Origin of the sequence: uncultured Phascolarctobacterium sp., from assembly GCF_934190775.1 — a bacterium.
GTDB lineage: Bacteria > Bacillota > Negativicutes > Acidaminococcales > Acidaminococcaceae > Phascolarctobacterium_A.
Map to the genome: position 1 here is coordinate 171,234 of NZ_CAKPTG010000004.1, position 14,088 is coordinate 185,321.

Genomic DNA, 14,088 nt, shown 5'->3' on the forward strand with positions numbered 1-14,088 from the left:
GAATCATATGCAAAAAATAATTTTGGCCTATAATTTTACGCCTGAGCGTTTGCAGGCGCTGAAGCTGATCTGCATGATGCTGCGCACGCAGCTGCGCGCCGTGGCGCGCGAGGAGCTGCTGCAGCCTGTCGGCTATCTAGCAGGCTTGCCAGAGGTGGCGTCTGTCAGTGAGGCTTACAGCGGTGACGAAGGGCAGGAGGAAATGCTGCTCATGTGCGGCTTCAGCCGTCAGGATCTGGACAGACTGCTGGCTGCCATAAAAAAGGGCAAGCTGCGTCAGGTGGCGCTTAAGGCGATGCTGACACCCACCAACTGCACCTGGAGCGGCCTGCAGCTTTTGCAGGAGCTTAGCCAGGAGCATGCTTATATGCATGGCAAAAATGCGGGTAAATAAGCAAAATTGCCGCTTTCGGTAGTTTTACTGGCGTTAAAGCGCTTTCTCTGATATAATTAGGCATGATAAACTTTAGCTACATTTAGGAGGATAATAATAATGGCAAAAGATAGTTCCTTTGACGTTGTTTCCCAAGTTGATATGCAGGAGATGGATAACGCTGTTAATCAGGTTAAAAAAGAGATTGACCAGCGTTATGATTTCCGCGGCAGCAATGCTTCCATCGAGCTCGGTGAGAAGGAAGTAAAAATTGCAGCTGAGGACGAATACAAGCTGGGCGCAATTTTAGATATGCTGCGCCAAAAAATGGCTAAACGCGGTATTCCTCTGCGTTGCCTGGTTCCGGGCAAGATTGAGCCTGCTGCTAAAGGCACTGTACGTCAATCTCTGGAAATCCAACAGGGTATTTCTAAGGAGAACGGCAAAAAAATCGTAGCAGCTATCAAGGCTTCCAAGCTGAAGGTAACTGCTCAGATTCAGGACGACCAGGTACGTGTTGCAGGTGCGAAGAAGGATGACCTGCAGGCTGTTATCCAGCTGCTGAAGGCTGGCGATTTTGGCGTAGACCTGCAATTCATCAACATGCGCTAAGCATTCGTCCACGGTCAGGAAAGAGTGGAGCAAATGACAGAAGACAAAGACTTTGACAAAAGTAAAATCAATGAGAACGAGCTGCGTAAGTATGCTTACAACTACAGCGAGGAGAATTTACTGCACAAGATCAGTAAGTTTGGTGCTCATATAGGACTGGAGCTGCTGTATAAGGTTGCTCAGCTGTGGTGCGTACTGCAAAAGCCGGAGGTTCCTGCGAAGGATAAGGCGTTGATTATGGGCGCCTTGGGCTATTTGATTTCTCCGTTGGATTTTATTCCGGATTTGACGCCGGTGCTTGGTTATAGTGATGATCTTGTGGCAATTACCTTTGCGCTGCTGAAGGTGCAGGGTTATATTGATGATGAGGTCAAGGCTGAGGCGAAGGCATTGTTGACGAAGGTTTTTGGTGAGGATGCTGTTGCGAAGCTTTGAGTGCTTTGGACTAAGAGGCGCTGCCGGAAGGCAGCGCTTTTTCTTTTTCCCACGTAACCTTACGCTGATGCGAAGGATTTAATGCAGTGCTTAGTGTGAAGGGAGGAATGCTTGCATTCATGTCGCAAAAAAGATTTGCTAGAGCAAAAGAGAAGATAATTGATAATTTACTTATGATTCGACGCAGAATATTGCTTATTTCATGTAATATATGAAACAAAACAATATATAATATAATTTTTGAAAAGTAAATAAAGAATAAATGACAATAATTAATGGACAGAAATTCTTGACTATATAACATCATGGGTGTTATAATGAAAACAGTAAATGATATAAAGATTCAATAGGGAAAAAGAGAAAAATAAAACAAAATAATGTTGAAACATTATATCGATTGCTGCTTTGGGTATGAAAAAATTTAAAAACATATTAAACAAATAGGGAAGCATGGTGAAAATCCTGCACTGTACCGCAATTGTATTAGGGAGTGCTTCCATCATATAAGCATATTGTCATAGCTTATACCTTTCGCACAGGGATGAGGGCATGAAGATCTTGAGTCAAAGCGCTATTTGTTTGAGATATCCATTATACCTGCGATTTACAGGCGGATGAGAATTGTTTTAGTGTGCCTTTGTAAAGAAGGGGGAAATGGATTCAAAATGAAGTATAAGGGTTTAAAGCTCAGTTTAACGCATTTTCAGAGCTTGGATGAGCAGTTTGTAGTAATACCGCGGGATTATCTGCTTGCAATTATAGAGGAACTTTTAAGATTGCGGCGGCGTGATGGAGCAGGGGCACAGCATGGTAGAATGAACGCTATACACAGCAATAGTTTAAAAACAAAATCGTAAATTTTCAATATATTACATATAATCATGTACTTCAGCACGCCAAATAGCTTAGCTTACCTGCACAGGAGACCGTGAAGTCGGATTGCAGTTGAAGACATATAAAATTAATCTGATGACTTAATTTTATTATGGGACTATTATGCCCATTTTAAAATTAAGTCTTTTTTTATAAGCTTATAATAAATTTCCAGGTTAAGGGGGAGATGTAAGTGAAAAATATTAATGGCCAAAATATTTTAGCTGCAGCAATTGCTATATCTCTGGGATGTTGCTATGCTGACTTTCTGCCTGTTGCCTATGCGGAAGCAAATGAGTCCGCACAGGCAGCAAGCAATGGGGCTGATGATCCGTCTATGGACTTCAGCCTTGAAACTATGACGGTAGAAGCAAAACGTCCCGATTGGGAAAGTAAGCTTTCTCCTGGCACGGTGAATATTGTGCGCCCTGATGACTTCAAGGGTGAGCAGAAATCATTGCCTGACTTGCTTTTAACAGTGCCAGGCGTGCATGTGCGTGAGGTAAACGGCAAGGGACAGTATACAACGGTGACGATGCGTGGTTCTACTGCGGCGCAGGTCGGCGTTTTTATTGACGGTGTATTAGCTAACCTTGGCGGTGACACTGCTGTCGACCTTTCGACAATTCCTGTAAAAAACGTAGAGCGTATTGAGGTTTACCGCGGTTATATTCCCAGCCGTTTTGGCGGTACCTTCATGGGCGGTGTTATCAACATTGTTACGAAAAAACCGGAAACAACCAATGTATCCTTAGAGGTTGGCAAAAGCTCTTATGGCGGCAAAAGAGGCTCTATGGAGATTACAGCTCCTCTGGGAGATGGTTCATTAATGGTTGGCACTAACTACGAATCAAGTGACGGTGATTTCAAATATAAGAATTATGCTGCGGAAAGGTATATACCTAGTATAAAAACTTATATTGCTGAAAATGAAAAAGAAATAGTAGAGTTTAATAATAATAATATAGATATGCTCAATGGCACTTTAATAAAGCTTTCAGATGAGCAAGTAGAATATTTTAAAGCAAATAATGATGCATGGGAAGCGTATGTTAAAAATGAAGGAGAAAATAGCTTAAGTAATTCTATTTATGAAAATCGTTATAATTTTGCAAAACAAGATATAGGCAAGACGAATTTTTACAAAATAGAACAACAGCTAGTTGATCAAGGTATTCAGCAAAAATATTTTGATGCTGGATATGATAATAATGATTGGTTTTCTGGTGTGGAAAATGACTGGAATGGAAATAACTTTGGTCCTGGAATTATAACTCCAGAAATAAAAGATGAAATAATCAAAAATTATGGTGATAGCATTGTTCAAGGCAATATAAATGAATGGACAAATAAAGTTAATCCGGAGAATAGTCCTAGTATAGAAGCTTATGCACAAAAAGTTAAAGAATGGAAGCAAAAATTAAAAGAAGCGCAAAATGCAACCAGATATAGAAAATATAATGATTATGAAAAATCTAGTACTATAGTTAAATGGCAAAATGCTGATTGGATGATTAAGGGAACGTACAATAAATTGGAAAGGCATTTGCCGGACAGCGTATGGGGCGGAGATGTAAAGGGTGCATTTGCCAGCAATGGAGTAGATTTATATGACAAATTTTATTATGATAGCCGAAAGCAAAAACAAGAGAACATGGGACTTATGTTGCAGAACCGCCAGGAAAGAGGCAAGCTGGAATGGGGTTGGATGATTGATTATGAATATCAAGATAAAAAATATAATGCAGAACATATATTGATAGAAAACTTCAATCCTGGGCAGGATTGGGAATTAGCAAATACCCCACTACGTGCATGGAGTAGATATAAGTCCAATAAGTATACAGCACAGATTGATGGCGGTTATAAGTTGAATGATAATAATATGCTTGATTTCCTTATCAATTATTCTAATGAGAGAATGAAAATCAAAGGGTCAAATATGGATAAGGTTTTAAGTAAAGAAAATGAGAATTCCCTGGCATCGCAAATACGTAATAAATATGATCAGAAACTGTTTAACATCCAAATTCAAGATTCTATTACTCTGGATAAGGCTGGTAGTTGGATTTTGACGCCAAGTTTACGGTACAACCAATCCCAAATTATTGGTTATAGTGATGGTAAACGTTTTGGAGATGGTTATTTTGGATGGATACATCCTAAAGATTCACAAACAAACAGCAAAACTACTTGGCAGTTGGCGTTAAAAAAAGAATTTAATGACAATTTAACTGTGCGCATGACAGGTGGTACATATTACCGGTTACTTAATATGGCAGAAATTGCCGGTGATGGAGCTGGCATATTGCCTACTCCTGCAGACCATAACGGGAAAGGGGCGATATTCCCTGTTCCTGAGGAAGGAAAGCAGTTTGATGTTAGTGCCATTATGCATAATAAGCTTTTAGGAGCTGATAATTCTACTACGATAACTTATTTTTGGCGTGATTCTACCAATATGTTGCAATTAGAGCGCGCTGGTAAGGATTATTGGTGTTATTATAACGATAACAAAGGGAAAGCTACTGGTTTGGAATTACAAAGTAGCTTTAAATGGGATAAATTTGATTTAGATTTGCAGTTAACATATGTTAACAGTAAATCTTATAGCCAATATACTGCTAATGGTAACAATCATGGCTATAGCAGTGTATGGTCAACATACCAACCTGAGTGGGAAGGAAATCTTCGTATAACCTATAGACCTTCTGATAAGTTTTCTATGTTTGCTGAAGGACACTACACTGACGAATATTTTACAAGCAGAGGTAAAGCTAGTAGTGGAGATATTTCCCCTTACTTGTCAGGAATGCCGGTAGCAGAATTATTTGTTATGAACAGTGGCTTGAAATGGATGCCACAGAAGAATTGGCAGGTAACTGTTGGCTGCAACGATATTTTTAATCATGGACCCAGAGCAAAAATATTGAGCAATATAACTAATATACCAGATGGTTACATAAATCCGGAATTTCCGACACAAGGAAGAACTTATTACGTAACTGCAAGGTACCAGTTCTAAGGAGATGAATAAATATGCGTAAAATGAGCAATGTAAAGAAAGCTGCAATTTTAGCATCGGTTTTGGGTGGTTGTGTATTTGCAGGTAGCGCTATGGCGGCTAACCTTTTGGTTACAGTACCTTCTAATTATGGCAGCAGCAATATGGCTGTTATTACAGGTTCGCGTGTTACGGATAGTATAGACGCTGAACCGAACAGGGCTGTTATGACATCTTTGAATAGAGATCCGGCTGCTTATAGTTTTGTAATGGATGGTAAAAATAAGTTTATTTTACGGCAATATACTTATGATACAATAGATTTACTTCCTATGATATTAGTTGACGCTGACACGGATTGGCCGAAAGATGGTTATATATCCGGAACAATCTCAAAAGGGGCTAATCCCCATGCGGCAGCTGGTCATAATGGGTATGTTTATACAGGTGATTATGACTTAGGAACTATTGCGGTCGCTAAGGTAACAAACAATGCATTAGTTGAGGATGTAAGTAAAACAAGATATTTATTAGATGATATTAATAAGTATTGTGAAGGAGATTTAGATGTTAGCGAAGGAGCATGGACTCATGGCGAATCTTTATTAGTAAAAGGTAATCAGTTATTTGCTGTAGTTAGTGTTAATGCGACAGGCGGAAATACTAGCTATTCCTCTGGCTATTTGTTGCAATATGATATTCAGGCTGATGGTAGCTTGAAATTTGTTTCTTTTACTAGAACAGGGCGCAATACAGATACAGTAAAATTAAATAGCTACAATAATTTATTAATCAACACTGCCATTGGAGGTATGCAGAATTACGGATATGGAAACAACGGTTCAAACGTTACTATTGGCGTATTGAATGGCGGTAAACTAAATGATAAGAATGAAGTCAATGCTTCTATTGTACCTGAAAATATTAAAAAATTTAAATTGGATTTTAGAGATATTTGTGTTTGGCCAAATGGTACGGCGTATATCCTTGCTTACAATCTCGATGGATCAGGACGGGGTGGCAGTACCTTCAATATTTATAAAACCACAGTGGCAAATTTGAATTCAACAACACCTAAGGATTGGGAGATTGTTGTTCAGGATAAAACTGATGGCGGTGGTAATACTGGTGTAAAAACAGGTTGGTTTAACAAAATTTTTGCAGAGTATTATACCAAGCGTTTGTGGGGCGAATTTGGCGATAATATTGTGGTTTACCTTGATGGTGACAACAATCCCAGCTATACATGGTCAGCTTATAATTTAGCCGGTAACAGTGATTACCATACTTTTAACTCTGTAACGCAATTAGCTGGTGATGATGTTGTTGGTGGCCTGGCTTTATTAACTAAGTCGCTGGAAGAAGGGCTTACAACACCTTCGGCAACAACTAGTACAATTATAAATATTAATGCTAATGTTAAAACGGCAGATTATCAAAACAGAATTACAGGAACTACAAGCGATACTATATATTCCGATATTACCCCAGATAATAGCAATTATACATTTGAAGGGGATAAAACTATTTCATTGAATGAAGTAGCTTGGAAAAATCAGGCTGATTTAAGCAATAATATTCTGGCCGCTATTTATGCGCATGACGGCAATGATATTACTGTCAATGCCGGCAGCAATACTTTGCAGCTGCAGGTACAGAACAGCATTGCTACACCTGTCGGTGTTTATGCCGGCAATGGCAAGAACGTTACTATTAATGCAGACAAGCTGAATATTATTACCATTGGTGCTGTAGATGGCAATTCTTTGAATAACGCAATTATGAATGATGCAGGCAAGTCAGCTGCCAGTAAGATTACTGTTAATGGTGACGTTAATATTTCAATGAGCGGCGGCTACGGCGGTAATGGCGTTGCTATACAGAAGACAGACCGTTGGGGCGAAGCAAGCTATGCTTCTGATGTTACCAACACAATTACAATTAACGGCAATCTGACTGTAAAGGGCACTGACAGCGAAACCTGGGGTATTCCTATAAATGCTGATAATGTGTTATCGCGTTTTAACAATGCCGGTATTCTTACACAGGTAGAAAACAGCCGTGTAGATGTCAGCGGTACTGCCGATATGGATGTGTATGGCAATGGCATTACAACGAATGCTAAGAACAGTACAGTTTCTATTGGCGGTGGCGAGATTAATGTGCCGAAGGGCATGAATTATGGCTACTATGCTTTGGGTGCATATCAGGGAACCATTAACGTCAACACTAGTAAGGACGGCGCAACAGCCGGCAATAACAGCGTTAAGCTGGGCGGTGATATTTTTGCTTTGTCAACCGGTACGGTTAATGTAGCGTTGACTACAGGTGATTCCTATCTGCGGGGCATTGTGGATAATGGCGGTACGGTCAATATGTGGCTGCAAAATGGTGCAAGCTGGATAAACCAGGCCAATAATACCCGCTATGCACAGGATAATGAAGATGTCGGCAGCAATGGAGCAAGCCATATCAGCAAACTTACAGGTGGCAGTGCAGGTGCTGCAGGCGTTATTTTCCAGAAGAGTGGCAGCAAGGATATAACCATAGATAAATACAGCGGTAATACTATGGTTATTTATGAGCATGATAACAATAATCCGGAAAATATTCTGGGTGGCAATTTTACGGTGAAGACTGCTGAAAATGGCTCCGCTGTAGTTTTGCGTACTGATAGCAGCGGTGTAAATACTTCTTCTGAAGCAACTGTCAATAAGGTTCTCGACGCTTTGGCCAACAAGCTTTATTATACAGATTATGTCAGCGGCAGCAGAAATCTGGATGGACAGGTACAGATTGCCGAAGGTCTGACAGCGGCTTCTGCAGCTCAATATATTGGAAATATTGAATATAGCAGTACTAGTGGACAAGGACGCTTAGGTGAAAAAGTTACAACGCAATTAGAAGTTCCCAAAGGAGATAATGTTGAAAATAATAAAAACTTCCTTGTGGAAAATGATAGTTGGCATGGCAATAACAGCGGCGATAAAGTTAATCTGACACTGAAGGATAAAGCGAGCTGGACTGGTGATAACAGTGGCAGCAATATGGTGGTTAAAGCATCAGATTCCACCTGGACTGGTGATAATAAGGGTGAGGGATTAAACGTAACGCTGAATACATCAAGTTGGGAAGGGAATAATGAAGGCGGTACGGCTGTTATTGAGCTTAAAAATAAATCTAATTGGAGCGGAGATAATAGTGGTAATAACGCAAATATTGTAATAGATGATTCAACGTGGAATGGAGAGAATATTGGCAAAGATGCTATTATAACTGTTCGTAACAATGGTTCTTGGAATAAAGACGTAAAAATTAATAACACTAAGTTAACAGTAGATAGTGCAAGCTATAATGGACACATAGTTAGCGATAGTAATACTATTAATGTGCAGAATTCGGCTCAATGGTCTGGTAACGTTAGTGGAAAGAATAATACTATTACGATACAGGATGCCAAATGGAGCGGTAATAATAGTGGGGATAATAGTACCATTGATCTGTTAGATGCAAAATGGAATGGTAATAGTTTCGGAAAGGACACCAAGGTTGCAATTAACTCTGGCAGTGTATGGGAGGGTTATAATAGTGGCGCAGGCTTTGATTTAAAAATGGCTAGCGGCAGTACTTGGGTTATAACTGCTGATTCTGTGGTAGAAAATCTTAGCAGTAATCTTGGACGAGCTGGTGGGACTAATCCAACCATTGATATGACTAATAGTGCAGCGAATGCTACTGTTGGTAATTATAATGGCAACTTTACTTTGCTGTATAAGCACGATTATACTAATCCTTCACAATTACAAGGAGGAAGCTTTACCATCAATAAAGCTATCGACGGGAGTACTATCACTTTGTTGACGGATAGTAGTGGGATTAAGCTTAACGACGAGGATAGTGTAAATGATACGCTCAATGCTTTGGCTAATAAGTTATATTATCAAGAAGCAATAGAAGGAAAACAAAATTTATCTGGTTCGGTGAAGATTGTGGAAAGCCTGACTGCACCTGAAATTAGTAAGCAGGCTGGCAGTATCATCTACAATAGTACAAATGGACAGGGCATGTTGGACGCGAACAGTGTAGCACCAGGCTTCACTTATCCTAAAATGCAGGATAAATTTGTGTTTAATACAACTCTGACCGGTGATTATAAAACGGATAAAGAGTACAGGCAGCATGGTGTGCTTACGGCTGATAATAACAAATATGAGTTTCCACTAGATCCATCAACTAGTTCTTTACATGAAAAAACAACTATTGTACCTGAAAATGGTAATGCGATTTCTGTAAACCATGATACAACAATATGTTTGGGAAGAACTTATGATTTGTATCTAAATGCGCAGAAAGCTCCTAATATTATTGTTAATAATGCTAAATTAAATATACGTGATGCCGGTACCGTTTATACCGGTAGAGATGAGATACATACATATGACTACAAGACACGTAACGAATATCAACCGGGAGTCATAGTAAATAATGGTTCTTTGAAAATAGAAGGTAATTTAGCAGCATATGGAAAAGTTGATGATGCTACGCCTGTTATAACTATCAATGGTAAAGATTCATCGGTGGAAATAACAAAAAGCTTAAGTATAGCGGCTGGTAGGGTTGTGCAATATGGCGATAAAGAAGATTTTAGTAATAAAGCGGAGGTAGCAGTATTAGCTGATGGAGGAAAGCTTCTTGTAAAATCTGGTGTAAATATTTCTGGCAGTTTACATGCAACCAATGAAGGCAACATTGAATTACGCGGTGGAGCCTACATGACTGTGATGGGGGATTTAATCGCAGATAAGAATGCTAAAATTAAACTAGTTAGCAATCAAGGGATTGTAGATTTAGATAGTAATGTTTCGACAGATGATACTGGTGAAGTGATATTAGATTTTGCGAAGAGTAGCTTGTTGAAAAATAAGTGGAAAGGCGATAATAATGGTAATACCCAATTAGTTATGGAGAATGGCGAGTGGCGAGGCAATAACAATGGTAATATTACAGCTAGCCTTGCCAATAGCTCAACTTGGACCGGTGCCAATAACGGCGCTAATGCAACGGTTAACTTGACCGACAGCAGCTGGAGCGGTGATAACAGCGGTGCAGGCTTGAGCCTGACTGCCAACAACAGCAAGTGGAACGGCAGCACAAGTGCAGCAGGAAGCGCAACGCTGACGAACGGCAGCATCTGGACCGGCGCAAGCACTAGCGCAGACTTTGCTCTTACGCTGAACGGCAGCACCTGGAATAACAGTGGCGCCAGCAGCCTGAAGAGCTTTAATGCTACCAACGGCATAGTTGATATGACTAACGCTGCAGCCAGCGTAACCATCGGTAGCTACAGCGGTGACGCAACTGTCATCTACAAGCACAACAGCAGCAATCCTGCTGAAGTACACGGCGGTAACTTTACCGTTAACAAGGCAGCAGCCAACAGCAAGATTACCATGCTGACGGATAACACCGGCGTAGATACTACGGATGAGGATAAGATTAACGAAGCACTGGATGCACTGGCAGGCAAGCTGTTCTACACTGGTGCAATTGGTGGTGCAGAAAATAACCTGAACGGCACTGTGAAGATAGCCGAAGGCCTGACAGCAGCTTCTGTTGCTAAGCAGACAGCAGGTATTGTCTATGACAAGACGACCGGTCAGGGCAGTGCGGACCACAAGACTGTAACGCCGGGACCTGTATATCCGACCGAACAGGACAGAACAGCCTTTGTAACAAGCATTACCGGTGAACATCTGACTGATAAGGAATACCGTAAGGCCGGCGTACTCTCCAACACAGTAGATAACAATATCTACAACTTCACGAAAGACGCAACCACGATTACCACCGACAGCAGTGCAATTACTACAGCCAAAGATACAACCTTGAAGCTGAACAACAACGATATGACTATTACTGCCAACAGCGGTGACGGTATCGCAACAACAGGCGGTACGCTGACAGTTCAGAATGCAGGCAACTTTACTGTAACAGGCGATAAAGCAATCAATGCCAATAACAGCAAGGTAGAGATCACTGCAGTGAATGCAACGCTGAACGGTGACGTAAGCACAAATAATGTCGTAAATATTAAGGCAACGAAGGCTGCGAAGGTCAACGGTGCAGTAAATGCTAACGGCGCAAACAGCAGCGTAAGCATTAACGGAACAGCAAGCGCAGCAATTAGCGGTGCAGTAAGTGCTGACGGCGCAAATGCGGCAGTAACGATTGATTCTGCAGATACCACCATTGGCAGTGGTATTATTGCTAACGGCAAGGGTGCGAAGGTTACAGCTAAGAACCTCAGCAAGCTAGACGGAGATGTTACAACAGATGCCGACGGCAGCGTAGAGCTGAACTTCAAGGAAGGCGCAAGCTGGACTGGTGACAACAGCGGTAACACTACCATGAGCCTGAGCAAGGGCAGCTGGAACGGAGCGAATACCGGCAAGCTGAACGCAACGCTGACGAACGGCACAAGCTGGACAGGCGACAGCAGTGGTGCAGGTAGCACAATTAAGCTGGCTGCTTCTAGCTGGAGCGGTATGAACAGCGGTGCAAATGCAAATGTAACTTTGACCAATGGCGCAAGCTGGAGCAAAGGCAATACCGCAGACGGAGTAACAGTAAAGGCAGATAAATCCACCTGGACAGGAGCTAACGGCGGTGCAAATACTAACATTACTTTGACCAACGCAACCACTTGGACCGGTGCCAATAACGGCGCTAATGCAACGGTTAACTTGACCGACAGTAGCTGGAGCGGAGATAACAGCGGCGCAGGCTTGAGCCTGACTGCCAATAACAGCAAGTGGAACGGCAGCACGAGTGCTGCAGGCAGTGCAACTTTGACAAACGGCAGTATCTGGAACGGTGCAAGCACTAGCGCAGACTTCAGCCTGACACTTAACGGCAGCACCTGGAACAATAGCGGCGCCAGCAGCCTGAAGAGCTTCAATGCTACTAACGGCATAGTTGATATGACTAACGCTGCAGCAAGCGTAACCATCGGCAGCTACAGCGGTGACGCAACTGTCATCTATAAGCATAACAGCAGTGATCCGGGCGAAGTATACGGCGGTAACTTTACTGTTACTAAGGCAGCGGCCAATAGCAAGATTACCATGCTGACGGATAACACCGGCGTAGATACTACGGATGAGGATAAGATTAACGAAGCATTGGATGCACTGGCAGGCAAGCTGTTCTACCTGGGAGCAATAGGCGGAGCAGAAAGCAACCTGAACGGTACTGTGAAGATAGCCGAAGGCCTGACAGCAACCTCTGTTGCTAAGCAGACCGCAGGTATTGTCTATGACAAGACGACCGGTCAGGGCAGTGCGGACCACAAGACTGTAACGCCGGGACCTGTATATCCAACAGAACAGGACAGAACAGCCTTTGTAACGAGCATTACCGGTGAACATCTGACTGATAAGGAATACCGTAAGGCCGGCGTACTCTCCAACACCGTCGATAATAATATCTATAACTTCACGAAAGACGCAACCACGATTACTACCGACAGCAGTGCAATTACTACAGCTAAGGATACAACCTTGAAGCTGAACAACCACGATCTGACGATTACTGCCAACGGCGGTGACGGTATCGCAACAAGCGGTGGTAAGCTGACAGTTCAGAATGCAGGCAGCCTGACAGTAAGTGGTGCGAAAGCAATCAACGCTAACAACAGCAAGGTGAATATCACTGCAGTTAACGCAACGCTGAATGGTGACGTAACTACAAATAATGCTGTAAATATTAAGGCAACGAAGGCTGCGAAGGTCAACGGCGCAGTAAATGCTAACGGCGCAAACAGCAGCGTAAGCATTAACGGAACAGCAAGCGCAGCAATTAGCGGTGCAGTAAGTGCTGACGGCGCAAATGCGGCAGTAACGATTGATTCTGCAGATACCACCATTGGCAGTGGTATTATTGCTAACGGCAAGGGTGCGAAGGTTACAGCTAAGAACCTCAGCAAGCTAGACGGAGATGTTACAACAGATGCCGACGGCAGCGTAGAGCTGAACTTCAAGGAAGGCGCAAGCTGGACTGGTGACAACAGCGGTAACACTACCATGAGCCTGAGCAAGGGCAGCTGGAACGGAGCGAATACCGGCAAGCTGAACGCAACGCTGACGAACGGCACAAGCTGGACAGGCGACAGCAGTGGTGCAGGTAGCACAATTAAGCTGGCTGCTTCTAGCTGGAGCGGTATGAACAGCGGTGCAAATGCAAATGTAACTTTGACCAATGGCGCAAGCTGGAGCAAAGGCAATACCGCAGACGGAGTAACAGTAAAGGCAGATAAATCCACCTGGACAGGAGCTAACGGCGGTGCAAATACTAACATTACTTTGACCAACGCAACCACTTGGACCGGTGCCAATAACGGCGCTAATGCAACGGTTAACTTGACCGACAGTAGCTGGAGCGGAGATAACAGCGGCGCAGGCTTGAGCCTGACTGCCAATAACAGCAAGTGGAACGGCAGCACAAGTGCAGCAGGAAGCGCAACGCTGACGAACGGCAGCATCTGGACCGGCGCAAGCACTAGCGCAGACTTTGCTCTTACGCTGAACGGCAGCACCTGGAATAACAGTGGCGCCAGCAGCCTGAAGAGCTTTAATGCTACCAACGGCATAGTTGATATGACTAACGCTGCAGCCAGCGTAACCATCGGTAGCTACAGCGGTGACGCAACTGTCATCTACAAGCACAACAGCAGCAATCCTGCTGAAGTACACGGCGGTAACTTTACCGTTAACAAGGCAGCAGCCAACAGCAA

At 42.7% G+C, this 14,088-nt stretch carries 6 protein-coding genes and 1 riboswitch; all 6 genes read left to right on the forward strand.

Annotated features, from left to right (window positions below; all coding sequences use genetic code 11):
* Window positions 1–7: 7 nt before the first annotated feature.
* The gene (locus Q0G26_RS03775; RefSeq protein ID WP_293828716.1) at window positions 8–394 is read left to right on the forward strand and encodes a DUF3783 domain-containing protein; all 387 of its coding nucleotides are present in this window, start codon (window positions 8–10) and stop codon (window positions 392–394) included.
* Window positions 395–493: 99 nt separating this feature from the next.
* Window positions 494–985, forward strand: a complete 492-nt coding sequence (locus Q0G26_RS03780) for a YajQ family cyclic di-GMP-binding protein (RefSeq protein WP_009146299.1) — start codon at window positions 494–496, stop codon at window positions 983–985.
* Window positions 986–1,018: 33 nt separating this feature from the next.
* Window positions 1,019–1,420 (forward strand): YkvA family protein, encoded by a 402-nt coding sequence (locus tag Q0G26_RS03785; RefSeq protein ID WP_293828717.1) that lies wholly within the window; start codon window positions 1,019–1,021, stop codon window positions 1,418–1,420.
* 400 nt (window positions 1,421–1,820) lie between these two features.
* Window positions 1,821–2,014: riboswitch (cobalamin riboswitch) on the forward strand.
* A 71-nt stretch (window positions 2,015–2,085) separates the two neighbouring features.
* Window positions 2,086–2,277 (forward strand): hypothetical protein, encoded by a 192-nt coding sequence (locus Q0G26_RS03790; protein ID WP_293828718.1) that lies wholly within the window; start codon window positions 2,086–2,088, stop codon window positions 2,275–2,277.
* Window positions 2,278–2,630: 353 nt separating this feature from the next.
* On the forward strand, window positions 2,631–5,318 hold the full coding sequence (locus Q0G26_RS03795) for a TonB-dependent receptor plug domain-containing protein (RefSeq protein ID WP_366517730.1): 2,688 nt from the start codon (window positions 2,631–2,633) through the stop codon (window positions 5,316–5,318).
* 14 nt (window positions 5,319–5,332) lie between these two features.
* Window positions 5,333–14,088 (forward strand): hypothetical protein (locus tag Q0G26_RS03800; RefSeq protein ID WP_293828721.1); only part of this gene is annotated, 8,756 nt, incomplete at its 3' end.

Bases quoted from the DNA above. Each gene is read 5' to 3' on its own strand.
- Q0G26_RS03775 (WP_293828716.1), top strand. From the start codon at position 8: ATGCAAAAAATAATTTTGGCCTATAATTTTACGCCTGAGCGTTTGCAG.
- Q0G26_RS03780 (WP_009146299.1), top strand. From the start codon at position 494: ATGGCAAAAGATAGTTCCTTTGACGTTGTTTCCCAAGTTGATATGCAG.
- Q0G26_RS03785 (WP_293828717.1), top strand. From the start codon at position 1,019: ATGACAGAAGACAAAGACTTTGACAAAAGTAAAATCAATGAGAACGAG.
- Q0G26_RS03790 (WP_293828718.1), top strand. From the start codon at position 2,086: ATGAAGTATAAGGGTTTAAAGCTCAGTTTAACGCATTTTCAGAGCTTG.
- Q0G26_RS03795 (WP_366517730.1), top strand. From the start codon at position 2,631: ATGGACTTCAGCCTTGAAACTATGACGGTAGAAGCAAAACGTCCCGAT.